Origin of the sequence: Kribbella sp. NBC_00482, from assembly GCF_036013725.1 — a bacterium.
Lineage (GTDB): Bacteria > Actinomycetota > Actinomycetes > Propionibacteriales > Kribbellaceae > Kribbella.
The window spans coordinates 5536032-5560880 of sequence record NZ_CP107881.1; the positions used below are offsets into that span (position 1 = coordinate 5536032).

Here is a 24849-nt window from a genome sequence, read left to right on the forward strand (position 1 = left end):
GGGTTTCCTGGGATGACAGGTTGCGGACATCCAGACGTCTGACCGGTGGGGTGTTGGGACGCTGGGGGTATGGGTGAGCTGCGGTGGGTTGGTGTGGTGGGTGCGGCGCTGATGGTGGCGGGATGTGGCGGCGGCGGGTCAGGGACATGGTCGGACGCTGGATCGACGCCAGCTGGCAGTACGTCGGTCAGCAGTACGCCGACGCCCGTCGTTACGCCGACACCGAAGCCGACGCCGACGCCGAAGCCGACGGTCAAGCCCAAGCCGGCTGTGCCGGAGGCGGACTGCACCGGGTCGTTCAAGGACGGCAGGTTCAGCTACTCGGGCACCAACATCTTCATGTCCGGCGATGGCTTCACCTGCAACGGCGGGCAGCTGATCGGGTACGAGCGGCACAAGACCGCCATCACCTTCTACGTCGGCACCAAGGACGTCACGCTCGGGCCGAAGAAGTCCGCGGTGATCGGTGGCTACCGGATCCGGGTCGGCATCGCGAACAGCAAACAAGCAACGTTCACCGTCGATCGGATCACCTCGACCTAGACGATCACCCGCAGCGCCTGCTTCGCGGTGGCGGCAGCGTCGGCGCCGTACGTGCTGGTGAGCCGCTCGAGGAAGGTGGGGTGGTCCAGGCTGTACTCCTGGGTGCCGACCGTCTCCAGCACCGTCGTCGCCAGCGTGCAGCCGAGGTGGGCGGCCGCTTCGTGGTCGAGGCCGGCGGCGCGGCCGGTGAGGTAGCCGGCCCGGAAGGCGTCGCCGCCGCCGGTCGGGTCGACCAGGTTCGGCGCGGGCACCGCCGGGATCTTCGCGAGGACCCCGCTGGTGTCCTCGATCAGGACGCCGTCGCCGCCGTGGGTCGTCACGCGTACGCCGACCCGCTCGAGGATCTCGGCGTGGCTCCAGCCGGTCTTCTGCACCATCAGCCCGGCCTCGTACTCGTTGCTGAACAGGTACGCCGCGCCGTCCACGAGCTTGCGGATGTCTTCACCGTCCATCCGCGCCATCTGCTGTGACGGGTCGGCCGCGACCGCGATCCCGTGCTGCTTGGCCAGCTCGGTGTGCTTGAGCATCGCCTCCGGGTCGTCGGCGCCGATCAGCACCAGGTCGACACCGCCCGTGGCCTGATGGATCGCCCCGAGGTCGAGCTCGCGTGCCTCGGCCATCGCGCCGGTGTAGAACGAGGCGATCTGGTTCGCGTCCAGGTCCGTCGTGCAGGTGAACCGGGCGGTGTGTACTCCTGCGCAGATGCGGACGTGTGAGATGTCGACGCCGGCCTCCGTCAGCGCCGCGCCATACTCGGCGAAGTCGGCGCCCACCGAGCCGACCAGCAGCGTCGGGAACCCGAGCTGGGCCATCCCGTAGCAGATGTTCGCAGCGACGCCGCCGCGGTGGACGACCAGTTCGTCGACCAGGAACGAGAGGGAGACCTTGTGCATCTGCTCCTCGAGGAACTGGTCCTTGAACCGGCCCGGGAACGTCATCAGGATGTCGGTCGCGATCGAGCCGGCGACGGCGATGCGCATACGGGGTGCTCCCTCGAGGTGGGGTGGGTGTGAGGCAAACGAACAACCCATAGAGACTACAGGCGACCGTTCTAATACACGGAGGGGCGAACTTCATGGGACATCAGGTACCGGTGACCGAGAAACTGCACGATTACATGCTTGCCCACGGCATGCCGCTGGACGAGATCGCGACCGAGTTGCGCGCCGAGACCGAGAAGCTCGGCGACGCCTCGGGGATGCTGACCACCGCGGACCAGGCCGGTCTCCTGACCACCCTGACCCGCCTGATCGGCGCCCGCCGGGCGGTCGAGATCGGCACCTTCACCGGGTTCTCCGCGCTGGCGATCTCCCGCGGGCTGCCCGACGACGGCGAGCTGATCTGCCTCGACGTCGACGCGGACTGGACCTCGATCGGCCGCAAGTACTGGGAGCGGGCCGGCGTCGCGGACAAGATCGACCTGCGGATCGGCGACGCGCACGAGTCGGTGACGAAGCTCGACGGCGAGTTCGACCTGGCCTTCGTCGACGCCGACAAGGGCTGGTACATCCAGTACTTCGAGGCCGTGCTGCCGCTGATCCGGCCGAACGGGCTGCTGCTGTTCGACAACACGCTGGCCGGCGGCCGGGTGGTGGACGCGGACGGTCCGGCGGACCGCAAGGAGTTCAACGCGCACGTCGCCAAGGACGAGCGCGTCGACGTGATCATGCTCGGCATCGGCGACGGGCTGACGCTGGTTCGGAAGAAGTGAGCTGCAAGCAATGAGCAAGAAGGCGGCGCCCCGGCTGGCCGTGACGGATCTGCAGCACAAGTACGGCGACCGTCCGGTGATCGAGGGCCTCACATTCACGTTGCGGGCCGGCCAGGCGATCGCCCTGGTCGGCCCGAACGGCGCGGGCAAGACGACCGTGCTGAAGTGCATCGTCGGCGCAGCCGAACCGGCGGCCGGGAAGATCCTGCTCGACGGTCTGCCGATCGACGAGCGCGCCGAGGCGGTACGTCGCGACGTCGCCACCCTGCTCGACGATCTGGACTTCTTCCCGGACCTGACCGCGGCCGAGCATCTCGACCTGCTCGCCCGCGCGCACGGCAACTCGTCGCCGGAAGACCTGGTGGACACGACGCTGCACGACATCGGTCTGCTGCCGGCTGCCGACCAGTTGCCGGGCTCCCTGTCGTCCGGCCAGCGCCGCAGGCTGGCGCTGGCCACGGCGCTGGTCCGCCCGCGCAAGCTGATGGTCCTCGATGAGCCCGAGGCCCGCCTCGACACCGGCGGCGTGCAGTGGCTGTCCGACCGGCTCCTCGAGGAGAAGAAGTCGGGTACGGCGATCCTCTTCGCGAGTCACGATCCAGCGCTGGTCGAGACGGTCGCGGACTCCGTCGTCACCCTCACTCCGCTCCCATGAGCGCTGCCGACGGGCCGGTGCGGTTCGATCCAACGGATTTCGGGACGATCCCGTCGTCGCGGGCACTGCGGTCGTGGATGCGGACGACGCGGCGCCAGCATGCGGATCGGTCGTTCTGGGAGATCTTCGAGGACGTGTACCTGGTCCTGTTCACCCTGGCGATGGTCGGCGCGACGGGCGGGAACGTCGTACGACATCTGAACTCGAACGCGGCGACCTGTACGTCGTGGACGTGCGGGCAGCTGACCTCGTGGCTGCCGTGGATCGTCATACCGTTGCTACTGGCAACCACGATCCGGGTGCTGCTCGCGGTCGGCCCGGTGTCGGCGTCACGCGCGACCGGTTTCTGGTTGCTGGCGACCCCAGTAAACCGAGCGTCCTTGCTACGCCCGGCGTACCGCCTGGTGATCGCCTCGGTCACGGTGATCGGAGTCGTAGCGGGCGCAGTCATCTGGGCCCTGCTCGGCGAGCCGTGGTTCGACGTCATCGAGGCCGCCGTACTGATCGGCGCCGTGCTCGTGTGCGCCGCAGCCGCGACGGTGTGGGCGCAGCAAAGCACACGTCGTTCCAAGTGGGCCTTGAGGGTTTCGGACGTGCTGCTGGCGGCCGCCGTGGTCCCGGCGGTGTTCCTGGCATTCCGCCCAGGCGAGGACCGCTTCACCAACCACATCATCACCTCGACATTCACCGGTCGAGAACCCCGCTACGGCCTGGCCTTCGGCGAGGTTGGTGATGCGGGCGGGCTGACTTCCGGTCAGGTGTACTTGCTGCTGTTGTGCGCCGCGGCGGTCGTAGTGGGCGCTGTGTTGGCCTTCCTCGCCTCGCGGATGCTTGACCGGCTCGGGCGGATCAGTGTGATTGCAGGTGGAGAGTTGCTGGCTGGGCTCGCGGGGGCGGCTAGCAGTCTTGATGTCAGCATGCTTGGGGACGTGATCGCCGGGCGGCACTGGCGGTTGAAGGGGCGGGTGCGTTCCCGCCGCGGTCGGGGCGCGGATGGTGCCGCGATCGTGCACCGTGAGTTCCGTCGGATCCTGCGCTGGCCGCGGCGGATCGCGGTCGCGTTCGGGCTGCTCGTCGTCCCGTACGCGGTGCACGGCGCCGGCTTCCACGTCCTCGTACCGATTGCGGCCGCGATCGCCGGCTTCATCGCCGTACGGCCGATGCTCGACGGACTGCGCACCGCCTGCCGCTCGACCGGCCTGGTGCGCGCGCTCGGCTGGGACCTCCGTGAGTTGCGGGTGGTGATGGCCGTCGTCCCCGCGCTGTTCACGATCGTCTGGGCGGCCTGCGCCTATCCCGCGATCGGCAGCGCGACGTCCTGTTTCGCCGTGGCCGCCGCCGTCATCTCCGGTACCGTCCGGCAGGCGTCCGCCCGGCCGCCGTCGTACGCCGGACCGCTTGTCACCTCTCCGATGGGCGCGATCCCGCCCGGCCTGTTCTCCCAGCCGGCCCGCGGCTTCGACCTCCTGGTCCTGTGTCTGGCCCCGGTCCTGTTCAACCTCAGCAGCCTCTGGGTCCTGGTGATCCCGACCGTCGTCCTGATGCTGATGTTCGCGGTCCGGCCCAAGACCGACTGAACTGACTGACTGCTCAGTGGTGGTTGCAGGTTCTTGGTGCGGACAGGTACCTTGTATCACATGGTAGCCGAGAAGGTCTTCACGCAGCTGCGCCGCGGGACGCTGGAGTTCTGCGTCCTCGCGCTGTTGCAGGGAGAGCCTCGTTACGGTTTCGAGTTGGTGAAGGCGCTGGGCGAGGTCGACGGTCTGGTCACGACCGAGGGGACGATTTACCCACTGCTGGCCCGGCTACGACGGGAAGGTCTGGTGGAGACGAGCTGGCGCGAGTCCGAGTCCGGGCCGCCGCGGCGGTATTACACATCGACGGCCGAGGGCAGCCAGGCGCTGGCTGCGTTCACCGCGGACTGGCAACGGTTCTGCGCCTCGGTCGACGCGATTCTTGAGAGTGGGAGACGGGGATGAACGTGGAAATGAACGACGGCCAACTGTCCGCGACAGCCGGGCCGACGCAGCCGGTCGCCGAGCCGCGCCTCCGGCCGTGGGACTGGGGTGCGCTGGTGCTGCTGGCGGTCGGGCCGTTCCTGCTGGTGATCGGCTGGTTGATCGGCGTCTGGTTGCTGTGGACCTCGAACCGTTGGAGCACGGTCTGGAAGCTGGTCGGCACGCTGGCATGGCCGGTCGGGTGGGCCGCGATGGTCGCCTTCGAGTTCGTCCAGCCGCCGCTCTGGCTGAGCATGCTGATCGGCGGCCTGATCGAGCTCGCCGCGTACATCGCCCTCTTCATCGAGGCCCGGGTCCCCAAGAAGACCGGCGCATGAACGTGCAGCAGGATGGCGATCGCCTCGTCGACGCCTACCTGAAGTACCTGACCAAGGCCGCGGAGCCATTGCCCGAATCGCGGCGTACCGATCTGCTGGCGGATGTCGAGTCGCACATCGCGGAGGCCCGCGCGGCGGGCGCGACCTCGGAGGACGACGTACGGCGGATGCTGCAGCAGCTGGGCGATCCGGACGAGCTGGTCGCGGCGTCCACCGACGGGCTGGTGCTCGTCGAACGGTACGACCCGAAGTTCCGCGGGCGGGAGGTCCTGGCGCTGACCCTGCTCGCGCTCGGCGGGTTCGTCGCGCTGGTCGGCTGGGTTGTCGGCGCCGTGCTGCTGTGGACGTCGGACCGGTGGACGCGCGGCGAGAAGTGGCTGGGTACTCTCGTCTGGCCCTTCGGGTTCGTGTTCGTCTACTTCATCGTGACGCTGCAGGCCGGCTTCACGTTGCCGGTCTGGCTGGGGATCCCGATCGCGATCCTGGTCGGTCTCGCGCCGTTCTTCGTGCTGGGCCTGCTGATCAAGAACGCCCAGCCGGGGCGCAGCGCTCAGGCCTCGTAGACCAGCCACTTGCGTTCGATCTCCTGCGGGAGGTCGACGTTGTGCTGGTGCGCGAAGAGGAGCAGTTGGCAGAGTACGTCGGCGAACTCCTGGTGGAACGTGGCGCGGATCTGCTCTTCGCTCAGTCCTTTGCTGCGAGCGCGGCCGGTGTGCTGGAGGTAGGCCTGCGTGAGTTCGCCGACTTCCTCCTGAAGTTTCAGCAGGAACCAGTCCGGGTCACGGTCGAAGCCCAGCCGCTCGCCGTACCCGACCGAGATCTTCTCCAACCGCGCTGTCAGCTCTTCGAGATCCACCGGCACAGCCAACCAGCTCCCACCGACAACCGCCGAGCCGTCGGTCCAGAATGGGGGAATGGATGCAGTGGCGTGGCTACTGGAGTCGAGGGAGCCGGCGATCCGGGGCATGGCCCGACGGGATCTGCTAGGGGAGGGGCACGCGGAGGACGTGCTGAGCGGGGCGATCGTGAGTCGACTGCTGACGGACGCCTGCGCAGACAAGCGGGCGTACAAGAAGTGGACCGGCGCCCATTGGCGGATCGTTTCGTTGGCGGAACTGGAGGTTCCGGCGCAGGAGCCGCGGGCGGTGGCGGCGGCCGAGTACGACCTGGCCGAGGTGATGCGCTCGTTGAAGTACGGCGTGGCAGTCGTCGACGGGCTGGTGCGCAGGTGCGGGTCCATCGAGGGCAACACACTTGGCGCCTGCAGCCGGTTCGGCATGGCTGCCGATCCACGGGTGCAGCAGCTGGCCGAAGGTTTGGTCGAGTGGCAGTGGCCGGACGGTGGCTGGAACTGCGACCGGAGCGCGTCCGGTCGGCGATCGTCGTTCCACGAGACGCATGCTGCTGCTTGGGGACTCCACGAGTACTACCGAGCCACGGGCGAGGCAGCGGCCCGAGACGCCGCGCTTCGGGCGGGGGAGCTGTTTCTGGAACACCGGCTGTTCCGCAGCCTGGCGACCGGTGAGGTCATCAACCCGCGGTGGTTGCGCCCGAGCTATCCGCCGTACTGGCACTACGACATCCTGCAGGCGCTGCTCGTGCTGTCACGGCTCGGCCTGGGTAAGGACGAGCGCGCCACTGACGCACTCGACGAGTTGGAGAGCAGGCGTCGCCCGGACGGCCGGTGGAACGCGGGCACACCGTGGTGGGGTCCGCTCGGCGGCAACCGTACGCCGGAAGTCGTCGACTGGGGACGCGGCGGACCGAACGAGATGATCACGCTCAACGCCCTGCGGGTCCTGAAGGCCGCAGGGCGTTGATCGAGCGTCGGGATCAGGCGGTCGGCTGGTCGCCGTTGGAAGCCGGTGGCTCCTCGGCGGCGGGGGCGTCCGGGAACGGGTCGAGGTCCGGGAGGCTGAGGTCCGGATCGGTGTTCGGGTCCGGGACGGCGGGCTCCTCCGTGGCGGGGTTGCCGTCGACCTGCAGGCTTCTCGGGGCGGTCGCCCAGACCGCGGCGGCGGCCCGGGCGGCGTCGGCGGCGTCGGTCTGGCGCTCGTAGTTCTTGATGTCGAGCGCGTACGCCTTCACCACCGCGGACAGGTCCTTGCGCAACTGCCGGTGCGTCCAGAGCGCGTAGGCCTGCGTCCTGGCCTCGATGAAGTTCTTCAGTTCCTGCATCTGGGCCGGGGTCATGTCGTCCTCCGAGTGGCCGGGAGTGAATTCGCCGCGGGCGATCGCGGCGCGGGCGGGGTCGCCGGGGCAGTCGGTGCCCGCCGGGCGGACCGCGGAGTGCGGCCGGATCGCCGTACCGCGGGGATAGATTCTGCGGAAGTCGGCGATCACTGCGCGAGTGGTCGCCTTCATCGCGGCCGACGGCTGCTCCCCGGTGACCAGGATCAGCAGAACCGCGCCGTACCGTTCGTTCACGTCGGCGTCGCCGTTGGCGCCGGACTGGGTCCGCAGGCCGCGCAGCGTCCACGCGCGGCCGGCCTGGTCGACCGCGACCTGGTACGCGATGTCGGACCAGCCGCGGCTGTCCATGTGGTAGTTCTGCCAGCCACGCAACGCGGAGGCGACGGCCGCCTTGGAGTGGATGACACTCGTCGATCCGGTGCCCGGCCAGTGGATGACTGCGCCTTCGACGCGCGACACGGTCAGGTTGCCCGGTCCGCCGTTCGGCGGGCGCGCGTTCCACGCGGACCGGGGCAGATATTCGACCATCTGTGCTCCTCACATGCCTCACAGCGCCACATACCCACCGTTGGCGCTCGGTAATCAACCGATCACACTCGGCATGCGCTCGTCAAGCGGTGATCACATCCAATCAGTCCTGGGGTTCGAACGCTCCACCAAGCTCGCCATCGCCCGGTGGAACTCGGCGCGGCGACGTTCGCTCCAGCCCTCGGTGAGTTGGACGAACACCTCCTCCTGCCAGGCATGCGCCTGCTCGATCAGCTCGAGTCCGTCGGCCGTGACGCCCACCTGTCGCCGGCGCGCGTCACCGTCGGCCGATCGCAGCTCCAGATAGCCGGCGGCCGCCGCGTCCTTCACCAGTCGGGACGCTCCGCTCTGGTCGATCCCGATCTCGTGCGCGACCGCGTTGATCGTCACGGGACCTCGCCTGCTCACGGCGTACGCGGCCTCGATCACCAGCACCAGGCGCCCCTGCTCGGCAACATCGGGCGCCGTACGCCGTGACCAGTGGCGCACGAACTCGAACAGCGCCTGCCCCGGACCGGCACTCACTCGGTGGCCGCCATCTCGCGACAGATGTACGCCAACTCCAGCGCCTGCTTCAGATTCGGCAACCGCAGCGCCGCGGACACCTTGTCGCCGGTCACCCGGAACACCGTCGCGACCCGCGTCGGCGCCGAGCTCTCCGGCCAGCTCGCGTCCTCCTCGACCACCATCAGCCGCTCGCCGATCGGGTGCCACGACCGCGGCACCAACCTGATCCCCGACCGCTCCACCCAGTCCGCGAACCCGGCCGGGGTGATCGGCCCCGCACCCTTCGGCCCCAGCACCACCACCGGATCAGTGACCACCCCGACGACTGCCTCCAGATCGCCGGAGTTCACCTGCTCGTGCCACCGATTGATCGCACCCTCGAGATCCATAGCGGCGATTATATGCGATTCGCATAGATCTCAGGACAGGAGGGGGAGTAGTTGGTCGCCGATGCGGACGATCTCGTCGCGGTACGGGGTGTCGGAGAGGATGAAGTGGGTGATGCCGAGGTCGCGGTACTTGGCGAGGGACTTGGCGACGTCGTCGGGGGAGCCGACGAGCCACGTGGTGCCGGCGCCGCCACCGCCGTACTTGCCGGGGGCGGTGTAGAGGTTGTCGTCGAGGATCTCGCCGCGTTGGGCCAGGTCGAGGAGGCGTTGCTGGCCGACTGCCTTGAACCAGCGCTTGTCCCGCGAGCCGTGCGTCTCGGCCATCCTCGCGACCTTCGCCTCGGCGTCGGCCCAGGCCTCGTCGGTGGTGTCGCGGACGAGCGTGGTGATCCGCAGCCCGAACTCCAGCGGCGGATGCTCGCGACCGAGTTCGTTCTCCAGTTCCCGCAGCCGAGCGATCCGCGCGGCGACCCCGTCCAACGGCTCACCCCAGAAGAGTTGTACGTCGGCATCCGTCGCGGCGACCCGTTGCGCGGCATCCGACGCGCCGCCGAAGTACAGCCGCGGATGCGGACGCCCTTCCCGTACGACGGGACGCGTCGCGACCGTGGAGCCGGTGACGGAGAAGTACTCGCCGGCGAATGTCACGTCCTCCTCGGTCCACAGGCGCCGTACGAGTTGGAGGAACTCTTTGGTGCGCGCGTACCGCTGCGGCTGGTCGCCCTCGCTGTCGCCGTACGCCGCGAGGTTGTCCTGGCCGGACACGATGTTGATCAGGAGCCGCCCGTCGGTGAGCTGGTCGAGCGTGCTCGCCGCGGACGCGAAGTGGGCGGGATGCCAGTATCCGGGCCGGATCGCGGCCAGCGGCTGGAACGTCGTGGTCCGCGCGGCCAGCGCGGTCGCGACCGTGAACGTGTCGGGCCGGCCCCACCCGGTGCCGAGCAGCGCGCCGGACCACCCGTGGTCCTCGGTGAGCCGGGCCAGCTCGGTCAGCCGCTCGATGCTGTTGTGTCCCTGGACGGTGTCGTCCCCGCGGTGACCGGGGTCGACCTGGTTCGGGATGTACCAGAGGAAAGTCATGAGAAGCAGATTAAATCCACTTGATTAGTCGACTTTAAGGCGTCTCGCGGACTGGTCGTCCGAGCCATTGACATCGTTGTCGGGGGCGACGACGATACGTTCTCGAAACGTTTCCAACCTCGCTGAGCCGAGCCGCCATGAAGCATCTCGAGGAGATCGTGTGAATCGTCGTGTGCAGATTCTGAAGGTTCTGACGGCCGGGGCGATCCTGCTCGCCGCGGCCCTCGTGCCACAACCCGCCGGTGCCACCGGTGGATCCGCCGGTGCGACCGCGACCGCGCGGGCCCGCGTCGCGGCCGACGTACTGATGGGCTCGTACGAGCCCAACAAAGCCTGGTTCCCGTCCAGTTGGTGGAACTCGGCCGTCGCATTGCAGACAATCGGCGACTACATGCAGCGCACCGGGGACCGGCGCTACCTGGGGCAGCTGGACAACACGTTCGAGAAGGACAAGGGCGTGTTCCCGGCCGGGTACCTGTCCGGCGACCCGCTGCTCGGCAACTTCACCAGCCGCGCCATCGACGACTCCGAGTGGTGGGGCCTGACCTGGATCCAGGCGTACGACCTGACCAAGAACCGCAAGTACCTCGACATGGCGATCACGATCGCGGAGTACGTCGAGGGCTACTGGGACCCGAGCTCGTGCGGCGGGGGAGTGTGGTGGGACGGCGAACGCACCTACAAGAACGCCGTCACCAACGGGCTCTGGATCCGTCTCACCGCCGAACTGCACAACCGCCTGCCGCACGACAAGCGCTGGCTCGGCCGTGCGCAGGAAGGCTGGAACTGGTTCACCGGCAGCGGCATGATCAACTCCGCCGGCCTCGTCAACGACGGCCTGAAGAGCAACTGCGAGAGCAACGGCGACACGGTCTGGAGCTACAACCAGGGCCTCGCGATCGGCGCCGGCCTCGAGCTCTGGCGCGCGACGCGCGACCCGAAACTGCTGACCACGGTCCGGCGGCTGGCGGACGCCGCGATCGCTCCGGGCGGGCTCGTCACCGACGGCGTCCTGACCGAGGCCTGCGATGCGCCGGGACGGACGTGTGACGACAACGGCAAGCAGTTCAAGGGCATCTTCATGCGCTACTGGACCGATCTCGCCGACACCACGCACGACCGTCGCTACACCGACTTCGTCGCGCAGCAGGCCGCCACGATCTGGGACAACAACCACGACGCGGCCGACCGGCTCGGCGTGCGGTGGTCCGGCGCCACACCGAACGTCTTCGACTGGCGTACCCAGGCCAGCGCGTTGAGCGCCCTGATCGCCGCCGTACCGCAGACGCCACCGGCGCGATCGTTGTCCGCGACAACGGATCCGGCCCTACCTGTGGTGATGCCCGCGACCGGCAGCAGCACCCACGTCAAGGTGAAGGTCGACGTACAGGCCACTGGTCCGGTTGGTGAGCGGATCACGGCAACTGTGAAAGCGGCCGCCCCGTCAGGCTGGACGGTCACTCCGGCGAAGACGACCGTGACCCTGAAGACCCGTGGGAACGCCGTACCGGTGCAGACGTCCGTCGAGCTCGACGTGACGATTCCCGCGGGGACGGCGGACGGCCTGCATTCGGTGACCGCGTCGGCGACGTCTGGATCGCAACTGTCGTTCACGACCAGGTCCGACATCCTGATCGCGCACACGGCCGACTTCGACACCGGTACGGCGGCCGAGACGCCGTGGCTGTGGGACGCGGACGGGTCGCAGAGCAACGGCGTACAGAACCGGTTCGCCGACGGGCACTCGTACTTCGTCTACCGCTTCCCGTTCCCGTCCGACACCACGTCGGCATCCGTATCGTTGACAATCGACAATCAGTTTGTCGTCCAGGTCAGCGGCGACGGGCAGAACTGGACCACGGTCGCGACCGAGACGACCCCGTACCACGACGGCGAGAACAAGGCGGTCCGGACGTTCGACCTGACGCCGCACCTGGGCTCCGCCAAGACCGGGTACGTCCGGATCTCCGACTCGTTCCCGGACGACGGCTGGGGCGGCCGGGTCTACCACGTGAGTGCTACGTACAACTGAGCTAGGCCGCGGCGCGGTCGTCGACGGTCCGGCGGCGTAGGGACGGGTTGAGGATGGCGGGCGTGTCGTAGTCCATGTCGAGGCGGCCGACGTCGGTGCCCGGTGGGACGATCTTGTCGATCTGATCGAGAACGTCGTCACCGAGCACGACGTCGACGCCTGCCAGCGCGTCGTCCAGGTGCTCCATCGTGCGCGGCCCGATGATCGCGGACGTGACCGCCGGGTGCGCGATCGCGAACGCCATCGCCAGATGGGTCAGCTTCAGCCCGCCCGCGTCGGCGACCGGGATCAGTTGCTCGACGACCTCGAGTCGCCGCTCGTCGGACATATGGCGGAACATCGCCGTACGCCGAAGATCCGACGGGGACCGCCCGGTCAGCTGACCCTGTGCGAGCGGGCTCCAGACGAGCGCGCCCATCCCGTACTTCTGCACCACGGGAAGCACCTCGCGCTCGATCCCGCGGTTGAGGATCGAGTACGGCGGTTGCTCGGTGCGGAACCGCTCGAGACCACGCCGTTCCGCGACCCAGTGCGCCTCGACGAGCTCGCTCGCCGGCATCGTCGACGTACCGATCGCGCGGACCTTCCCGCTGCGGATCAGGTCGGTCAGCGCCGACAGGGTCTCCTCGACATCGGTCTCCGGATCCGGGCGGTGCATCTGGAAGAGGTCGATGTAGTCCGTCTGCAACCGGCGTAGCGAGTCCTCGACCGCGGTCATGATCCAGCGCCGCGAGTTGCCGCGCTGGTTCGGGTCGTCGCCCATCGGCAGATGCGACTTGGTGGCCAGCACGATGTGTTCCCGACGGCCCTTCAGCGCCTCGCCGACGATCTCCTCGGAGCCGCCGTGCGAGTAGAAGTCCGCGGTGTCGACGAAGTTGATCCCGGCATCGAGCGCCTTGTGGATGATCCGGATCGACTCCTCGCGGTCATTGTTGCCGACGGCACCGAACATCATCGCGCCGAGGGCGTACGGGCTGACCTTGATACCGGTCCGGCCGAGCGTGCGGTAGTGCATGGTGTTTCCTCCTTGGTGTTGTCTCCACCTTGGAGGGGCCGTGGACCGTGGAGAAGGCCCACTTCATCCACGGACAGGTTGTCCCTGGATAGCGCGCCGTACGTCACGCATGATGGAACGTGTGATCGATCGTGACGGCCTGGCCGACTTCCTCCGCCGGCGCCGCCAGCTGCTCCGGCCGGCGGACGTCGGACTTCCGGAAGGTGCACGCCGCCGTACGCCGGGACTGCGCCGAGAAGAGGTCGCGCAGCTGGCCGGCATGTCGACGGACTATTACTCGCGGCTGGAGCAGTCCCGCGGCGCGAACCCGTCGGAGCCGATCGTCTCCAGCCTCGCCCGCGCACTGCGCTGCGACCTGGACGAGCGCGACCACCTGTACCACCTGGCCGGCCTCAACCCTCCGCTGCGCCGGGCCGGGACGCACATCAACCCCGGCCTGCTCGCGCTCGTCAGTCGTCTCACCGACCTCCCGGTGGTCATCTGCACAGACCTGGACGAGGTGCTCTGGCAGAACGCTCTGGCCGACGTCGTCATCGGCCCGCTCGTCGGCGAGGGCCGCGCCCGGAACCTGACCTGGCTCTGGTTCACCGATCCGGCGATCCGGCGGATCTTCCCCGAGGAGGATTGGGACGTCCACTCGGCCTCGCACGTCGCCGACCTGCGCGCGACGTACTCCCGCCGGATGGGCGACCGCGACATCACCGAGCTGGTCGAGGACCTCGTCGCGCACAGCGAGGAGTTCCGCGCGTTGTGGGACCTCCACGAGGTCGCCGTACGCCGCCTGCCGCGCAAGCGGTTCCTGAACCCGGAGGTCGGCGACCTCGACCTCACCTGCGAGACCCTCCTGACCCCCGCTGCCGACGTACGAGTCCGAGCCTTCCTCCCCGTCGAAGGCACCGACGCCCGCGAAAAACTCGACCTCCTCCGCGTCATCGGCACCCAGTCCTTCGCCTAACGCGTTCGAAGGCCTTCGATCAGGAGGGCGAGTAGGCGCTGTGTCTGTTCGCGTTGCTGCTCCGGAGCGGCCGTGATCACCGCGCCGGCCATCGCGGCGACGACATCGTCCGGAGGTACGTCGGACCGGAGGACGCCGCCCGCCTCCAGGAAGTGCGCGACGGCCTCTGAGAGCCGGGCGCGGGTGTCGGTCTGTGTCACGGCGCCTGAAGCGACCATGTTGCGTAGATCGAGGCCCATGGCCCGTTTGGAGTCGACGAAGTCGAGATAGCGGTACATCCAGGTCAGCAGCGCTTGGTCGGCGGGTGCGCCGGCGGCGAGCTCGGGCGCGGCGTCGCAGAGCCGGGTGAGCTCCTGACGATAGACCGCCTCGAGCAGCGCTTCGCGGGTCGGGAAATGCCGGTACAGCGTGGCCACACCGACCCGCGCCCGGGCCGCGACCCGATCTAGGGACAGCCGCACCGGCTCGCCGTCGCGGGCGGCCACGGCGAGATCGGCGAGCTCGTCACCGGCCGCCGCCACCACCTGCTCACGCTTCCGCTCAGCGTCCGCCCGCATAAGTGGAGAAACCTCCAGTTAGTGCTACCGTCGATGGAAATGGAGAAACCTCCACTTCCGGAACTCTACCTGGGGACACAGCTTGATGACATCCGAACGACCGGGCGGCACAGTCAAGCTCGGGCAGCACGAGATCGCGCGGATCGGGTACGGCGCGATGCAACTCGAACACGTCGACACCGCCGCAGCGGGCGCGGTCCTCCACCGCGCCGTCGAGCTCGGAATCAACCACTTCGACACCGCTTCGTTCTACGGGCACACCACGGTCAACGCGCACATCCGCGCCGCCTTGCACCCATACCCGGACAACCTCGTGATCGTGAGCAAGGTCGGTGCACGCCGGGTGGACGCACCGGTCCCGCTGGCCCTCGCACAACGACCGGAGCAGTTGCGGGAGCAGATCCACCTCGACCTCACGTCGCTCGGCCTGGAGCAGGTACCCGTGGTCAACCTCCGCCGAGCGGACCAAGGCCCTGGCCTCATCGCTTCCGGCGACGACGTCATACCGCTGGATGACCAGCTCGCCGAACTGATTGCCCTCCGCAACGAAGGGCTGATCGGCGCGATCGGCCTCAGCAACATCAGCACCGAGCAACTCGAGCAGGCCCTGCCCGCCGGCATCGTCTGCGTCCAAAACGCCTACAGCCTCCTGGACCGCTCGTCCGAACCCCAACTCCAACTCTGCACAGCCAACGGCATCACCTGGATCCCGTACTTCCCACTCGGCTCGGCCTTCAACCAGATCCCGTCCCCAACCGAGCACCCCGTCGTACAGGAGATCGCCACCCGCCTCGAAACAACCCCCGCAGCGATCTGCCTAGCCTGGATCCTCGCCCACAACGACCAAACCGCCCTGATCCCAGGCACCCGCAACATCACCCACCTGCAGGACAATCTCCGCGCCGCCAACGTCCACCTAGACCCCGCAGCCCTCGCAAAGCTCGACGCCCTGTCCTGAAAACGAAGCAGCCCACCCGGACGAACCGGGTGGGCTGCTGACGTTCTACTACGACTCAGACGTCGTAGTAGAGCTCGAACTGTTACCGCACCGTTGGCTGACGTTGGTTGCCAGCGGCAATGTGCCCCTGACCTGGGCAGTCATGGTTGGTCACCGTTGGGTGACGTTGATTCCAGACTGCTGTCTGACGGAACACTGACAGAACAACGGAGTCGCGGACCTCCTCCAGATCGGTCTACCTCAGCCCAACAACTGAGCGGCCCCAGCACGGCGATGGAAGCGCCGGCCAGGGCCTAGACCCGGAAGTGAGCTCCGAATCATGACCGAAGTATCCAACGAACCCACCAACGACCTACGCATCAGCCCGTCGACTCTGTACGCCGACCGCCCGACAGGAAGCGCGATCTACCTCGAGCGAATGGACGACGGACCGCACAAGTGGCTCCGCCAGCACGGAGTGACAGCGATGCCTGGTGCCTACCCGGTTGTCGTGATGCTGGATCCGAGCAGTTCCAGGGTTACCAGCGGCGAACACTGCGACACCGTGGCACTCGAGTACGGCGAGGAAGCGCCACTAGCGCGGATCGCGGAGGCGATCGCCGCACTGCAGATGGCCTACGAAGCATTGACCGGGGCCGGTCAGGTCGACTTCATCCCGAACGAGGTGCAGTCATGATCGCGCCGGTTGCAGCCGACGCCGAAGAAATCATTGCTGCGGCCGCAGACGACGCCCTGCGCGGTCTTCTGCCCACCGTGACGGCAGAGCCGCACCGGCTCTCCATCGCGGCGCTGACGGAGCGCGTGGAAGCACTCGGAGGCAAGCCTGTCGACGAGATGCGCGCGGGCCTGCAGGCAATCGCCAACGAGCTCGAGCTTCACCGCTGGGGTTACGACAACGGGTTCGAGGACGGCGACGCCGCCGGGTACGACCGAGCCATCAACGACGCCATCGACAACCCGGATGCTTTCGCGGATCGGCTGCAGGAGATCCGTGGCACTCGGCAACGGTGGACCGACACCGGCACCATCGGGTACGACGAGGACCAGCCGTGAGCGCCGAGCGCGTTGTCGTGACCCGCACGGAGATGCGGCAGATCCGCGAGCATGTCAATGCAGTCACTGCGATCGTGGACGCGATCCTGCAGCGGCCGGAACCGACACCGCCAGCCAGCGACGATCGGGGATGGCCGCTGCTCGGCGGGAACGAGGACCAGTCATGATCGCCGAGTCGATCCGGGTCTCGATGCCGTTCATCGAGTTCTCGCTGTTCGTGGCCGGCGCGTTCGCGCTCGGCTTCCTCATCGGCTGGTGGACCCGCGGGTAACGCTCAGCCACCGATCCGCGATACCACCCGTAGGGGGAAACCATCATGCGAATCTTCGCAAGCATCATCGCTGCTGTCCTGCTACTGGCAGGCTGTGGCTCCAACAAGCCGGCGGGAAGTGCAGCATCTGCCGCGCCTCCGACCGTCACCGTCACAACGACGCCGCCGGCGACACCGGCACCTGTCACGCCGTCATCGGTCGAGCAGGCCGAGGTGAACTATCAGCAGGCGGTGTGTACGGCTGCCCTGCAGATCTACGTCTCGGTCCAAGAGAAGAGCGACCGACCGCCGGCTTACAGCCGAGCCGTGAGCCTCGGTCTCGACGGGTGCACCGAGCTTACCGAGGCTGAGTACGAGCAGGCTGTCGTCCGGTGGGCAAAACTCGGCAACTAACAGGCGGGACATTTGCCCCACCTGAAGCAGCGCCCACTGAGGGGGACGGTGGGCGCTGCGGTGCACGGCTATGACTCGCGGAACGTCGGTCAGTGCGGATCAATCGGCGGATCGTCGGGATGCTCCTCGAGCGCTGACAAGTCGTCCGGAGGATCGGCCTTGAGCATGTCCAGCATGTCCCGGTCGACGCGTTGGGTGACCTTCTGCCAGGGGACGCGGACAAGCCGGATCGGCGGGTTATCGTCCGGGAGCAGGTCGACGGTGTAGTTCAGTCCCCAGTCCTCATCGTTGATGTCGTCGACGATCTCGTTGCCGAGCTTGTACCGGCGGCGCGCGATCAGTTCGCGGGCGCGTTGGCGGAACTCCTCAGGCTGAGTCTCGAGGTAGTCATCGACGTACATGAGCAGCAGCCGAACCCACTCCGTGCCAGGCATGCAGCCCCCCTCCAAGGCCTCACGCTACCCCCGCACCGCGCGGCCTCCTGCGGTTCGGCGTCGCTGCTCGCTTCTCACGTCCTGTCCATCCAGCGACGCCACGATGTGTCCCCTTGCTTGATCCAGGCTTCCATGTCGTCGTCGAGCACGATGCCTCCAGATACGCGATCGGGCGTGAGCGACAGATTCACAGGTACGCCGTAGCGCTCGCGCAACTGACTGGCCGTCGCGCGTATCGCCGGCATGTCCACCGAACGTTCCACCGAGGACAGCCTCAAGCGCACCATTCGCGCCCGCCTGGCGCGGACGCCCGTGACGTTCACGGTCGCCCACGAGTAGGGGTCTGGCAGGATCGGCTCGTCCAGTTCCAACTCAGCGGTGACTCGGAAGCGGACTCCGCCCATGAGGTGGAAGACGTGGCTCGGTCCCATCCATCTGTCGGGCAGCAACCTGCTGGGGTTCAGGCACGCGATCCAGCGCAGCGTCAACGCGTCGGCCACCGCATAGACCCCGCAGGTACACGACTCAACCGGCGGCACATGTGTGGCCTCGTAGATGCAGTGCGCTTCGAGCAGCGGGCCCGGGCCCGGGTGTCGGCCCGCCGGCCCGAGCGCCTGCGGTCCATGAAGGACGCCCTCGTCGTCGACCCCGAACAGCCGGAACCATCTCGTCATGTCAACGCCCCCCACGAGCTCGCAAGACCGGGATGCAGCAGAAGCGCTCGCGCCTCGACGAGCGGCACCCAGCGCACCTCTCCCTCAATCCCGCCGCGCACCCGCAGCGGCGTTGGACAGAATGCGATGACCGTTACGTAAGACCAGCCGCCGTGGTCGTCGACGTGCTCACGCTCAATCTCGACCTCGTGAAGCGACAGCCGCGTCTCTTCCGAGGCTTCGCGTAACGCCGCCTCGATCGCGGTCTCGGCGCGTCCTCGAGCACCACCGGGGATTCCCCACGTGCCGCCGTGGTGCGTCCAGTTGGCTCGGTGCTGCATCAGCACGAGGTCACCGCAGCGCAGCCACAGGCCAGCGGCGCCCCATGGCCCCCAATGATCCTCGCCGCGGGCGCAGCGAACATAGCGGGTCACCACATGGCCCTCACGTACTCGGCGAATTTCGGGTTGCAGCAGACATGCGGGGAACGGACTCGCCGCAGGTGCGCGAGTACATCCATGCCGCTGACGCCGGTCAGGTGCGACAGCGCGACCGCGACAACGAGGCCGGAGCGATTCAGCCCCATCGCGCAGCGCACGAGCACTTTTCGCCTGGCCTCGACATCGGCCACTACCTGCGCGACCACGCGCCCCAGATCGGTGGGAAGTGTCGGACCGTCCTCGGTACGACGACGGTCGTACTCAGCGTCGAACGCCTCTGTGTACCTGGCCCACGAGCCGCCCATCCACAGTCCGGGGTGCACCTCGTCCGCCAGGCGCGCCGGTGGAGGCGCGTACAGCACGCGTCCATCGGCCGTGATGATCGGAGCTGCCATCGGAGGCCCCTTTCATGAACGGTTCCGGAATCCAGCCGTGTGTGTACGTCGTGACTGCGCTGGGGTCAAACGGTCGGTAGGGCGAATGTTTCTACGGCCTGTGTCCCCACAGCGCGGTCCCGGCCGGGGTGCAGCAGCGCCTCACGCTCGGCCGCCTCGAGGTCGGTGAACTGGAACCGGTCGATGCCGTCGGTGAGACTCCAGCCCCTACGACGCAGCGACAGAGTCAGCCTGAGCAGTCCGAGCTGGTCCAGCTCCTCAGTGGTCGCGGACGGCGCCAACTCACGCATGAGCCGCTGGTGCTGGGCACTGTTGGCCGGACCACTCGACGGATCCCGGTCCAGCCGGCGCGCGACGTTCAGCGCAGACGCCGCGAGAGCACCGTCAAGGGGTACGCCGCGGACCTCGAGCGTCGATCGGGTAGCGGCCTCAACCTCGCCCACCTCGTAGTCCGCACGTCCCGCGAGCTCGGCCTCGACCAGCCGCTTCAGCAGCGCGGACGGGGTCAGGCTCCGACGCTCGGCCAACTGCTCGAACAGCTCTTTGATCTCGGCCGGCAGCTTCGCCGACAACACCGCGAACTTTTCCTCGCCAGCCATCAGGTAGACCTTCCGTAGACCCATCTCGGTACGACGTGGAACCACAGGTAGACAACGGGAAGCGAGCTCGACCCCACCCGCAGAATCCGCAAGGTCCACCAATCACGGGGTGCCGGCAGGAGGCGCTGACGGCTGCGGGGGTCATCCGGTCTGGCCTGCTCCGATGTTTCTGAGGGTCACGCTCGTCCTTGGCTCAGCAGCGGCCGAGTACGCGCAGCTTCAGCGGTGAGCCGGCAGCGGTGGTGAGCGCGGTACCGATCAGCGTGCCCGCGGCCGCGGCTGCACCGACAGCGGACGTCTTGACCTGACCCGCAGTGGCGTCGGTCACGACACCAGCGTTGGCACTGATGGCAGCAGTGGCAACCAGCTCATGGATCACGCCGGCCATCGGCCACACCGTGACCTTGGCACCGGATGCCGCATCGTGTGCAGCGACACCAACGACGATGGTCGAGTCCGCACCTGCTGCGGCGACCGTGCCGCTACCTGAGGACACGAGCACCTGGCCGCCGGTCACAGCGCCTGAGGTGGTCTGGGTGAACGGGGCAGCGCCACCGCTGTAGAAGGGCGTGTAGTCAGTCACTGTCGCGCTCCTGTCCGAACATCCGCAGATGCTCGTCGTCGGTCAGTCCGGGCTCGTTGGCCTTGTCGCGTTCGGCCTGCTCGATCGCTCGGTACTCGGTGATGGCCTGCTCGGTCTCACGGTCGCGCTGACGCTGACGAGATCGCTCGGAATGGCCGGCCCCGAACAGTGCGTCGTCGAGGATGTCGAGCTCCTCCTCGGCTGACAGCGGACCTGGCACAGGTCGGCCGGCGGCGTTGTCCCAGACAGGGGCCAGGGATGCCAGTGTCGCGGCTGTGCCGGCGGGGTCGGCGGCGTACCGCTGCTCCCAGTCGGTGCGGGACTTGGCGGTGATCCTGCCGCTGTCGTACGCGGCCTGCGGGGTCATGGCCGACCTGCCCGTCGTACCGGCGTCCGGCTTCGGGGTGATGCCGCGCTTGGCCGCGTCGGCGTTCAGCTGGTCGGCGATCCACTTGGCGACCGACTCGGCGGAATGCCACCCGTCCGGTCCCGGGGTGACGACGCGCGGGTTGATGCCGCATTCGGCGAGCAGCGTCAACGGCTCCCACGCGCTGTGGCGAACCTTGTGATCAGCCATCACGCCACCTCTGCAGCGACGGGCACGACCTCGACGAAGCCACCGCTCAGCAGCCGCTCAACCTCGCCGGGAGCCACGCTCGCGGGGATCAGCGAGTCCCTGTACAGGCCGATCGCCATGTAGCCGTTGCCGCCGGGCAGGACGCTGCCCGCGCACTTCACCATCACGTACGGCGCGGTCACCCGGTAGGTCGGTACTTCAGTCGCTGCTGCCATTGCGTGCCGCTCGCTTCCGCTCGAAATCCTGTAGTTCGGTCTGGCCGATCAGCCAGTCCCGACCCACCTTCTCGGCGGACAGCCGGCCATCGCTGATCGCTTTGCGAACAGCCCTCGGTGAACAGCCGATTTGCTCAGCGGCTTCGCCCACCAAGAGCTGTTCCCTTGCACAACGCCCCTCGGTCGAGGAGCCCTTCACCCACGACGAGTCTCCGTCTCCGGTTGCCTTCGGCACCAAGTCAGTTCCGCTGGCGGAACTGATGACGAACTGGCTGAGCAGCAAGTCCAATGGCGGGACCGCGTCAGGGTGCCGCCGACGCTCAGTCGCGAGCAGCTTCCCGACCACCGCGGCGTACCGCCGAGCAACGGACATTTCGAGCCAGATTCCATTCCTGCCGCCGAGCGGCATCGGGACCGCGGGCCGGTTCACCGTTCCCACCAACGGGTGAAGACCTGCTCGACCATCGCGCCGAGCCGCAGCTCCTCGAGTGCATGACTGTCGATCAGCCGCGCGGTGCCGGTGTCCAGTGACGGCGGGCGGTACGCCGGGAGAGCAGCGACGGCACGCCATATGCAGTCCGGATCCATACAGGTCACCACTGCGGTTCTGCCGTCCATTGACGCCGTCAGAGACACCTGCGGGTGGGCGCACGCCGTACGACGCCTGAAGAGCTTCACAGGTCCTCCTCGCCGTGCGTCTCCCGCAGATAGGCCAACGTCTCCGGCAAGACCTTGGTCAGTCCCGCCAGCGCGGACGCGGGCGTGTGCGGATCATCGATCGCGCCGGCAACCCGGAGCGCGGCGCGCGCGACGTCGTCGGCCCCGTCGAGATGCAGCGACGTCAGAATCGACCGCACCTCACGCTCGACCGGCCCCGGCAAGGTCGGCAGCGGCTCAATCAGTGCCGCACCCGCCCACGCCTTCTTCCGGCAGCGCGGCGTGCAGTACATGGCGTCACGTCGTGTGGACTCGAACACGGCACCGCACACCCGGCAGTTATGAGTGATCATCGGGAACCGTTCCCCCGTTCATTGGTAGATAGGTCGGCTGGCGCGGAGATCGACAGCGTGAGTTTCTTGCCTGATTTTCTCGGGCACCTCATGACGCCTCCGAGCAGTCAGCTGCTGCGCGGACCTCGAAGAGGTCTCCGCCAGCAAGACCGATGCACCGCCGACACGTGACGCTGTGCCGGTTGCTGGTGAGTCGGGTGCCTCGTGTCCCGCATGCGGCGCGCCTACGGCTCTGGGGATAGCCCCAGAGCCCGGCGAGATGGATTGCCGAACTCATGACGCCTCCCTGTGCACAGCGCACAGCCACGACGGGTCGTACCGCTCTTGCAGGCGAGAGCACTCAGGGCAGTCGGGTGTACCCCGTTCCCCACCCCCTATGTGGGGAACACGGGTACGCCACTCCCGGAGGGCTGCTGATGCCCTGTCGGTGCGCCAGTTGAGCCGTGTCTTCACGTCTCTGACCGAGGCTGGTGGTGGGTCGAGTAGGGCGAGTGCATCGATGTCCGCTTCGGTCACACCGGACGGCGCGCGGTCACCGAGCTCGGGTGCGGTGATGTGCCACGAGGTAGTGCCGTCGTCCTCTGCCTTCAGCACGAACGTGCCCGCGTACGCCTCACCTCCGTCAGGTGGTGGGCAGTGCTGACGTAGGCCGCCGTGCCTGTCCTTGTGGATGGTGATGGCGGCGGCGCCACCGCGGCCGGGGGTGAACGCGTCCTTCAAGGTGATCCGTACCGAGACGCCACCGACGGCGCGCTTCTTCGCTGCTGTGCCCGTCGGCCCCGACGTACGGCTCTCGGTGCCCTTGGCCAGGTGGTCGATGCCAAGGACTGCCGCCCCGGCCACGGCGAGCGGTTTGAGTACGCGGCTGTTCACGAGCGTGAAGTCGTCGGGTGAGTTCGAGGAGAAGCCGAACACGGGCAGCAGTTCGCCTACGGAGTCGATCAGGGCGAGAGCTGGCCCCCACGCGATGGCCGCCTGAACGATCGCCATGAGATGGGGGGCGTCCTCAGGTTCGACGTACAGGAACTGGCTGGAGTCGGCCAGTGTGCTTTCCTGCGCGCCGAGCATCAGCAGGCGATCGATGGTGGCGGCAGGCCCGTTGTGGTCGAGGTCGACCACCAGCACTCTCCGACCGCGGTTCAGCGCCTCGGCGCACGCAGCGAGACACAGGAACGTCTTGCCGGACTCGGGGTCGCCGAACACCAGGTTGACCTGTCCGGCGTAGAACAGCGCGTGCCCATCGGTGCGGGTGCCGACGACAGGTGCGGGCGGGTCAGGCAGTCCGCCATCGAGCATCGCGGCCACGTCGTAGAACAGGCCTGGGAGCGGGGTGATCGCGTGTTCCCCGTTCCCGGGTACATAGGCGGGGAACGCGGGAACACTGCCGTTCCTGGCCTGTACCCCGTTCCCCGGGAACACTTCGGGAACACGGGTACAGGTGCACGTCATGCCTGCTTGCTCCCAGAATGTGAGCCCAGCCATGTCGCAGCCGAGGCGATGGACGACCATCACGCCACCTCCCGAGCCACGGCGGCGATGTCCTCGCTGAAGGGGTCGCCTGCCTCGAGCAGACCTGCATGCCGCAGACAACGGGCGATGTCGTTCCGGATCCGCTGGTCGCGTTCGGCGATCTGCTCAGGTGTGAGTTGGCCGGCGAGATCGCCGGGACGGCTGAGACCGGCAGCGAGCTGCTCGGCGCGGCGACGCCAGTAGGACGCGAGACTGTCGCGGAACGCGTCACGGATCAACTGCTCGGCGATGTTGTCGATGTCGACCAGGAACCCGCTGCGCGGGCCAGTGGATGCCCACCACTGTCGGCGCGGTCGGGTACCGTGGCTGGTACGAGCCTCGTCGCTGTCGCTCCTGGAGGTCGTCCGGTCCCTGACTGGGCGACCTCTTTCGTTGTCGGGCTGCAGCGTCATGCGGCGCTACCGCCGTTCTGCACCTCCCGCGCAGCCCGGATCCACGCCTCCACGTCCTCAGTGGCGTACAGGACCTTCCGGCCGAGCTTGAAGCTCGCAGGCCCCTTTCCGATGTGCCGCCAGTAACGAACCGTCTCGGGGCTGGTGCGGCACATCGCCGCAACTTCCTGTGTGGTCTTGTACTCGCTCATGCTGATTCCCTTCGCTCTATCGCAGGTCTCACAACCTGCAAGATGACAGTAAGCGCGAATCAACGTTGTTGCACCTGTTGACACCTGCGAGAAATGTGCGCAAACTTGCGAGCATGGCAATCACGTATGGAGCGGCAGGCTGGGTCAGGATCGAGGACCGGGCCTTCCCGGGGACGATCTACATCCGGCTGTCCGCAACGGGTGAGGTCGTGGAGCTGTACCTCGATGCGGAATCCCGGGAGATCACACCGGCCGAGCTCCGGCGTCTACCGTTGGGCCGGTACCGTGCCCAGGCCCTGCGACGCCCGGATCTGCTCGTCGGCATGCTTGGCCTCATGCCGGGCATGGAGGCGGCACCCGACCCTCAGATACGCGAGAGTGTCGAGTCAGCATTCGAGGACAAGGCACCCCGGCTTCGTCCCGGGCGCCGGGTCACGCTCAAGCCGCCAACCGCCGGCCTCACCGATTCGTTTCTGCAGGACGTCGCCGCGGCATATCGGAGCGCCGTGGATCGCAACGAGCGGCCGAACATGGCCCTGGCCGAGCAATCGGGAGCGAATTACGACACCGTCCGCAGTTGGACGTATCTCGCACGGAAGAAGGGCTTCCTGGCCCCAGTGAGGCGAGGAGAGACGGCGGGATGACCAGTGCAAGC

At 67.7% G+C, this 24849-nt stretch carries 38 protein-coding genes; 16 read left to right on the forward strand and 22 right to left on the reverse strand.

What is annotated here, in order from left to right:
* The first annotated feature begins 69 nt into the window (after positions 1–69).
* Positions 70–543, forward strand: a complete 474-nt coding sequence (locus OHB24_RS27000) for a hypothetical protein (RefSeq protein WP_327633642.1) — start codon at positions 70–72, stop codon at positions 541–543.
* On the opposite strand, the gene OHB24_RS27005 is transcribed toward OHB24_RS27000, so the two are convergent.
* Positions 540–1523, reverse strand: coding sequence for a carbohydrate kinase family protein (locus tag OHB24_RS27005; RefSeq protein WP_327633643.1), 984 nt, complete (start codon positions 1521–1523; stop codon positions 540–542). The two genes, OHB24_RS27000 and OHB24_RS27005, sit on opposite strands and share 4 nt — an antisense overlap.
* Before the next feature lie 95 nt (positions 1524–1618).
* Between OHB24_RS27005 and OHB24_RS27010 the strand changes: the two genes are divergently transcribed.
* Genes OHB24_RS27010 through OHB24_RS27035 form a run of 6 tightly spaced genes read left to right on the forward strand, consistent with a single transcriptional unit; the run spans position 1619 to position 5807 of the window.
* Positions 1619–2254 carry an O-methyltransferase gene (locus tag OHB24_RS27010; RefSeq protein WP_327633644.1) on the forward strand — a complete coding sequence of 212 codons (636 nt, stop codon included), beginning with the start codon at positions 1619–1621 and terminating at the stop codon, positions 2252–2254.
* A gap of 10 nt (positions 2255–2264) precedes the next feature.
* Positions 2265–2909 (forward strand): ABC transporter ATP-binding protein, encoded by a 645-nt coding sequence (locus OHB24_RS27015; protein WP_130380381.1) that lies wholly within the window; start codon positions 2265–2267, stop codon positions 2907–2909.
* Positions 2906–4486, forward strand: a complete 1581-nt coding sequence (locus OHB24_RS27020) for a DUF6297 family protein (RefSeq protein WP_327633645.1) — start codon at positions 2906–2908, stop codon at positions 4484–4486. Before OHB24_RS27015 ends, OHB24_RS27020 begins: the two co-directional genes overlap by 4 nt.
* A 60-nt stretch (positions 4487–4546) precedes the next feature.
* Entirely contained in the window at positions 4547–4888 is a 342-nt protein-coding gene (locus tag OHB24_RS27025; protein ID WP_133781728.1) for a PadR family transcriptional regulator, read from the forward strand.
* On the forward strand, positions 4885–5244 hold the full coding sequence (locus OHB24_RS27030; RefSeq protein ID WP_327633646.1) for a hypothetical protein: 360 nt from the start codon (positions 4885–4887) through the stop codon (positions 5242–5244). Before OHB24_RS27025 ends, OHB24_RS27030 begins: the two co-directional genes overlap by 4 nt.
* Positions 5241–5807: an HAAS signaling domain-containing protein gene (locus tag OHB24_RS27035; RefSeq protein WP_327633647.1), complete on the forward strand. Its 567-nt coding sequence runs from the start codon at positions 5241–5243 to the stop codon at positions 5805–5807. Before OHB24_RS27030 ends, OHB24_RS27035 begins: the two co-directional genes overlap by 4 nt.
* Here OHB24_RS27035 and OHB24_RS27040 read toward each other — a convergent pair.
* A complete protein-coding gene (locus OHB24_RS27040) occupies positions 5795–6100 on the reverse strand; it encodes a pyrophosphatase (protein WP_327633648.1) in 306 nt (101 codons plus the stop codon). The two genes, OHB24_RS27035 and OHB24_RS27040, sit on opposite strands and share 13 nt — an antisense overlap.
* Before the next feature lie 58 nt (positions 6101–6158).
* Between OHB24_RS27040 and OHB24_RS27045 the strand changes: the two genes are divergently transcribed.
* Positions 6159–7064 (forward strand): hypothetical protein, encoded by a 906-nt coding sequence (locus OHB24_RS27045; protein ID WP_327633649.1) that lies wholly within the window; start codon positions 6159–6161, stop codon positions 7062–7064.
* Between the two features lie 13 nt (positions 7065–7077).
* On the opposite strand, the gene OHB24_RS27050 is transcribed toward OHB24_RS27045, so the two are convergent.
* From OHB24_RS27050 to OHB24_RS27065, 4 genes are all read right to left on the reverse strand, one after another.
* Positions 7078–7965 carry a peptidoglycan recognition protein family protein gene (locus tag OHB24_RS27050; RefSeq protein WP_327633650.1) on the reverse strand — a complete coding sequence of 296 codons (888 nt, stop codon included), beginning with the start codon at positions 7963–7965 and terminating at the stop codon, positions 7078–7080.
* Positions 7966–8058: 93 nt separating this feature from the next.
* The gene (locus OHB24_RS27055; protein WP_327633651.1) at positions 8059–8490 is read right to left on the reverse strand and encodes a MarR family winged helix-turn-helix transcriptional regulator; all 432 of its coding nucleotides are present in this window, start codon (positions 8488–8490) and stop codon (positions 8059–8061) included.
* Entirely contained in the window at positions 8487–8861 is a 375-nt protein-coding gene (locus OHB24_RS27060) for a hypothetical protein (RefSeq protein WP_327633652.1), read from the reverse strand. Before OHB24_RS27060 ends, OHB24_RS27055 begins: the two co-directional genes overlap by 4 nt.
* A gap of 30 nt (positions 8862–8891) precedes the next feature.
* Positions 8892–9941 carry an LLM class flavin-dependent oxidoreductase gene (locus OHB24_RS27065; RefSeq protein WP_327633653.1) on the reverse strand — a complete coding sequence of 350 codons (1050 nt, stop codon included), beginning with the start codon at positions 9939–9941 and terminating at the stop codon, positions 8892–8894.
* A 160-nt stretch (positions 9942–10101) separates the two neighbouring features.
* Here OHB24_RS27065 and OHB24_RS27070 point away from each other — a divergent pair, with 160 nt between their 5' ends.
* Entirely contained in the window at positions 10102–11973 is a 1872-nt protein-coding gene (locus OHB24_RS27070) for a glycoside hydrolase family 76 protein (RefSeq protein WP_327633654.1), read from the forward strand.
* 1 nt (position 11974) lies between these two features.
* Here the strand turns inward: OHB24_RS27070 and OHB24_RS27075 are convergent, their stop codons facing one another.
* Positions 11975–12988, reverse strand: a complete 1014-nt coding sequence (locus OHB24_RS27075; RefSeq protein ID WP_327633655.1) for an aldo/keto reductase — start codon at positions 12986–12988, stop codon at positions 11975–11977.
* Between the two features lie 112 nt (positions 12989–13100).
* Here OHB24_RS27075 and OHB24_RS27080 point away from each other — a divergent pair, with 112 nt between their 5' ends.
* Positions 13101–13943 carry a helix-turn-helix transcriptional regulator gene (locus OHB24_RS27080; protein WP_327633656.1) on the forward strand — a complete coding sequence of 281 codons (843 nt, stop codon included), beginning with the start codon at positions 13101–13103 and terminating at the stop codon, positions 13941–13943.
* On the opposite strand, the gene OHB24_RS27085 is transcribed toward OHB24_RS27080, so the two are convergent.
* Complete coding sequence (locus tag OHB24_RS27085; RefSeq protein ID WP_327633657.1) at positions 13940–14500, reverse strand: TetR/AcrR family transcriptional regulator; 561 nt, start codon at positions 14498–14500, stop codon at positions 13940–13942. The two genes, OHB24_RS27080 and OHB24_RS27085, sit on opposite strands and share 4 nt — an antisense overlap.
* A gap of 85 nt (positions 14501–14585) precedes the next feature.
* Between OHB24_RS27085 and OHB24_RS27090 the strand changes: the two genes are divergently transcribed.
* The 5 genes from OHB24_RS27090 (at position 14586) to OHB24_RS27110 (ending at position 17175) form a co-directional block, all read left to right on the forward strand.
* Positions 14586–15458 carry an aldo/keto reductase gene (locus OHB24_RS27090; RefSeq protein ID WP_327633658.1) on the forward strand — a complete coding sequence of 291 codons (873 nt, stop codon included), beginning with the start codon at positions 14586–14588 and terminating at the stop codon, positions 15456–15458.
* Positions 15459–15777: 319 nt separating this feature from the next.
* Positions 15778–16134, forward strand: coding sequence for a hypothetical protein (locus tag OHB24_RS27095; protein WP_327633659.1), 357 nt, complete (start codon positions 15778–15780; stop codon positions 16132–16134).
* Positions 16131–16511 (forward strand): hypothetical protein, encoded by a 381-nt coding sequence (locus OHB24_RS27100; protein WP_327633660.1) that lies wholly within the window; start codon positions 16131–16133, stop codon positions 16509–16511. The genes OHB24_RS27095 and OHB24_RS27100 overlap by 4 nt, the downstream gene beginning before the upstream one ends.
* Complete coding sequence (locus tag OHB24_RS27105; protein ID WP_327633661.1) at positions 16508–16678, forward strand: hypothetical protein; 171 nt, start codon at positions 16508–16510, stop codon at positions 16676–16678. The genes OHB24_RS27100 and OHB24_RS27105 overlap by 4 nt, the downstream gene beginning before the upstream one ends.
* A gap of 149 nt (positions 16679–16827) precedes the next feature.
* Positions 16828–17175 (forward strand): hypothetical protein, encoded by a 348-nt coding sequence (locus OHB24_RS27110; RefSeq protein WP_327633662.1) that lies wholly within the window; start codon positions 16828–16830, stop codon positions 17173–17175.
* A gap of 89 nt (positions 17176–17264) precedes the next feature.
* Here the strand turns inward: OHB24_RS27110 and OHB24_RS27115 are convergent, their stop codons facing one another.
* From OHB24_RS27115 to OHB24_RS27180, 14 genes are all read right to left on the reverse strand, one after another.
* Entirely contained in the window at positions 17265–17609 is a 345-nt protein-coding gene (locus OHB24_RS27115) for a hypothetical protein (protein ID WP_327633663.1), read from the reverse strand.
* Between the two features lie 74 nt (positions 17610–17683).
* Positions 17684–18109 carry a hypothetical protein gene (locus OHB24_RS27120; protein WP_327633664.1) on the reverse strand — a complete coding sequence of 142 codons (426 nt, stop codon included), beginning with the start codon at positions 18107–18109 and terminating at the stop codon, positions 17684–17686.
* A gap of 170 nt (positions 18110–18279) precedes the next feature.
* Positions 18280–18696, reverse strand: a complete 417-nt coding sequence (locus OHB24_RS27125; RefSeq protein ID WP_327633665.1) for an NUDIX domain-containing protein — start codon at positions 18694–18696, stop codon at positions 18280–18282.
* The gene (locus OHB24_RS27130) at positions 18693–19097 is read right to left on the reverse strand and encodes a hypothetical protein (RefSeq protein ID WP_327633666.1); all 405 of its coding nucleotides are present in this window, start codon (positions 19095–19097) and stop codon (positions 18693–18695) included. Before OHB24_RS27130 ends, OHB24_RS27125 begins: the two co-directional genes overlap by 4 nt.
* A 65-nt stretch (positions 19098–19162) precedes the next feature.
* Positions 19163–19696: a hypothetical protein gene (locus OHB24_RS27135; RefSeq protein ID WP_327633667.1), complete on the reverse strand. Its 534-nt coding sequence runs from the start codon at positions 19694–19696 to the stop codon at positions 19163–19165.
* A 193-nt stretch (positions 19697–19889) separates the two neighbouring features.
* On the reverse strand, positions 19890–20279 hold the full coding sequence (locus tag OHB24_RS27140) for a capsid cement protein (protein ID WP_327633668.1): 390 nt from the start codon (positions 20277–20279) through the stop codon (positions 19890–19892).
* On the reverse strand, positions 20272–20856 hold the full coding sequence (locus OHB24_RS27145) for a hypothetical protein (RefSeq protein WP_327633669.1): 585 nt from the start codon (positions 20854–20856) through the stop codon (positions 20272–20274). The genes OHB24_RS27140 and OHB24_RS27145 overlap by 8 nt, the downstream gene beginning before the upstream one ends.
* Entirely contained in the window at positions 20856–21071 is a 216-nt protein-coding gene (locus OHB24_RS27150) for a hypothetical protein (protein ID WP_327633670.1), read from the reverse strand. Before OHB24_RS27150 ends, OHB24_RS27145 begins: the two co-directional genes overlap by 1 nt.
* On the reverse strand, positions 21055–21501 hold the full coding sequence (locus OHB24_RS27155; RefSeq protein WP_327633671.1) for an excisionase family DNA-binding protein: 447 nt from the start codon (positions 21499–21501) through the stop codon (positions 21055–21057). Before OHB24_RS27155 ends, OHB24_RS27150 begins: the two co-directional genes overlap by 17 nt.
* Positions 21498–21749 carry a hypothetical protein gene (locus tag OHB24_RS27160; protein WP_327633672.1) on the reverse strand — a complete coding sequence of 84 codons (252 nt, stop codon included), beginning with the start codon at positions 21747–21749 and terminating at the stop codon, positions 21498–21500. Before OHB24_RS27160 ends, OHB24_RS27155 begins: the two co-directional genes overlap by 4 nt.
* On the reverse strand, positions 21746–22081 hold the full coding sequence (locus OHB24_RS27165; protein ID WP_327633673.1) for a hypothetical protein: 336 nt from the start codon (positions 22079–22081) through the stop codon (positions 21746–21748). The genes OHB24_RS27160 and OHB24_RS27165 overlap by 4 nt, the downstream gene beginning before the upstream one ends.
* Positions 22082–22354: 273 nt before the next feature.
* Complete coding sequence (locus OHB24_RS27170; protein ID WP_327633674.1) at positions 22355–23590, reverse strand: AAA family ATPase; 1236 nt, start codon at positions 23588–23590, stop codon at positions 22355–22357.
* Positions 23590–24003: a hypothetical protein gene (locus OHB24_RS27175; protein ID WP_327633675.1), complete on the reverse strand. Its 414-nt coding sequence runs from the start codon at positions 24001–24003 to the stop codon at positions 23590–23592. The genes OHB24_RS27170 and OHB24_RS27175 overlap by 1 nt, the downstream gene beginning before the upstream one ends.
* Positions 24000–24194, reverse strand: coding sequence for a helix-turn-helix domain-containing protein (locus OHB24_RS27180; protein WP_327633676.1), 195 nt, complete (start codon positions 24192–24194; stop codon positions 24000–24002). The genes OHB24_RS27175 and OHB24_RS27180 overlap by 4 nt, the downstream gene beginning before the upstream one ends.
* Positions 24195–24307: 113 nt before the next feature.
* Between OHB24_RS27180 and OHB24_RS27185 the strand changes: the two genes are divergently transcribed.
* Positions 24308–24838: a hypothetical protein gene (locus tag OHB24_RS27185; protein WP_327633677.1), complete on the forward strand. Its 531-nt coding sequence runs from the start codon at positions 24308–24310 to the stop codon at positions 24836–24838.
* The last annotated feature ends 11 nt before the right edge of the window (positions 24839–24849 follow it).

Excerpts from the sequence above, each read along its gene's own strand:
- OHB24_RS27000 (WP_327633642.1), top strand. The coding sequence starts at position 70 with ATGGGTGAGCTGCGGTGGGTTGGTGTGGTGGGTGCGGCGCTGATGGTG.
- OHB24_RS27005 (WP_327633643.1), bottom strand. The coding sequence starts at position 1,523 with ATGCGCATCGCCGTCGCCGGCTCGATCGCGACCGACATCCTGATGACG.
- OHB24_RS27010 (WP_327633644.1), top strand. The coding sequence starts at position 1,619 with ATGGGACATCAGGTACCGGTGACCGAGAAACTGCACGATTACATGCTT.
- OHB24_RS27015 (WP_130380381.1), top strand. The coding sequence starts at position 2,265 with ATGAGCAAGAAGGCGGCGCCCCGGCTGGCCGTGACGGATCTGCAGCAC.
- OHB24_RS27020 (WP_327633645.1), top strand. The coding sequence starts at position 2,906 with ATGAGCGCTGCCGACGGGCCGGTGCGGTTCGATCCAACGGATTTCGGG.
- OHB24_RS27025 (WP_133781728.1), top strand. The coding sequence starts at position 4,547 with ATGGTAGCCGAGAAGGTCTTCACGCAGCTGCGCCGCGGGACGCTGGAG.
- OHB24_RS27030 (WP_327633646.1), top strand. The coding sequence starts at position 4,885 with ATGAACGTGGAAATGAACGACGGCCAACTGTCCGCGACAGCCGGGCCG.
- OHB24_RS27035 (WP_327633647.1), top strand. The coding sequence starts at position 5,241 with ATGAACGTGCAGCAGGATGGCGATCGCCTCGTCGACGCCTACCTGAAG.
- OHB24_RS27045 (WP_327633649.1), top strand. The coding sequence starts at position 6,159 with ATGGATGCAGTGGCGTGGCTACTGGAGTCGAGGGAGCCGGCGATCCGG.
- OHB24_RS27050 (WP_327633650.1), bottom strand. The coding sequence starts at position 7,965 with ATGGTCGAATATCTGCCCCGGTCCGCGTGGAACGCGCGCCCGCCGAAC.
- OHB24_RS27060 (WP_327633652.1), bottom strand. The coding sequence starts at position 8,861 with ATGGATCTCGAGGGTGCGATCAATCGGTGGCACGAGCAGGTGAACTCC.
- OHB24_RS27065 (WP_327633653.1), bottom strand. The coding sequence starts at position 9,941 with ATGACTTTCCTCTGGTACATCCCGAACCAGGTCGACCCCGGTCACCGC.
- OHB24_RS27075 (WP_327633655.1), bottom strand. The coding sequence starts at position 12,988 with ATGCACTACCGCACGCTCGGCCGGACCGGTATCAAGGTCAGCCCGTAC.
- OHB24_RS27080 (WP_327633656.1), top strand. The coding sequence starts at position 13,101 with ATGGAACGTGTGATCGATCGTGACGGCCTGGCCGACTTCCTCCGCCGG.
- OHB24_RS27085 (WP_327633657.1), bottom strand. The coding sequence starts at position 14,500 with ATGCGGGCGGACGCTGAGCGGAAGCGTGAGCAGGTGGTGGCGGCGGCC.
- OHB24_RS27090 (WP_327633658.1), top strand. The coding sequence starts at position 14,586 with ATGACATCCGAACGACCGGGCGGCACAGTCAAGCTCGGGCAGCACGAG.
- OHB24_RS27095 (WP_327633659.1), top strand. The coding sequence starts at position 15,778 with ATGACCGAAGTATCCAACGAACCCACCAACGACCTACGCATCAGCCCG.
- OHB24_RS27100 (WP_327633660.1), top strand. The coding sequence starts at position 16,131 with ATGATCGCGCCGGTTGCAGCCGACGCCGAAGAAATCATTGCTGCGGCC.
- OHB24_RS27110 (WP_327633662.1), top strand. The coding sequence starts at position 16,828 with ATGCGAATCTTCGCAAGCATCATCGCTGCTGTCCTGCTACTGGCAGGC.
- OHB24_RS27115 (WP_327633663.1), bottom strand. The coding sequence starts at position 17,609 with ATGCCTGGCACGGAGTGGGTTCGGCTGCTGCTCATGTACGTCGATGAC.
- OHB24_RS27130 (WP_327633666.1), bottom strand. The coding sequence starts at position 19,097 with ATGGCAGCTCCGATCATCACGGCCGATGGACGCGTGCTGTACGCGCCT.
- OHB24_RS27135 (WP_327633667.1), bottom strand. The coding sequence starts at position 19,696 with ATGGCTGGCGAGGAAAAGTTCGCGGTGTTGTCGGCGAAGCTGCCGGCC.
- OHB24_RS27145 (WP_327633669.1), bottom strand. The coding sequence starts at position 20,856 with ATGGCTGATCACAAGGTTCGCCACAGCGCGTGGGAGCCGTTGACGCTG.
- OHB24_RS27150 (WP_327633670.1), bottom strand. The coding sequence starts at position 21,071 with ATGGCAGCAGCGACTGAAGTACCGACCTACCGGGTGACCGCGCCGTAC.
- OHB24_RS27165 (WP_327633673.1), bottom strand. The coding sequence starts at position 22,081 with ATGATCACTCATAACTGCCGGGTGTGCGGTGCCGTGTTCGAGTCCACA.
- OHB24_RS27170 (WP_327633674.1), bottom strand. The coding sequence starts at position 23,590 with ATGGTCGTCCATCGCCTCGGCTGCGACATGGCTGGGCTCACATTCTGG.
- OHB24_RS27175 (WP_327633675.1), bottom strand. The coding sequence starts at position 24,003 with ATGACGCTGCAGCCCGACAACGAAAGAGGTCGCCCAGTCAGGGACCGG.
- OHB24_RS27180 (WP_327633676.1), bottom strand. The coding sequence starts at position 24,194 with ATGAGCGAGTACAAGACCACACAGGAAGTTGCGGCGATGTGCCGCACC.
- OHB24_RS27185 (WP_327633677.1), top strand. The coding sequence starts at position 24,308 with ATGGCAATCACGTATGGAGCGGCAGGCTGGGTCAGGATCGAGGACCGG.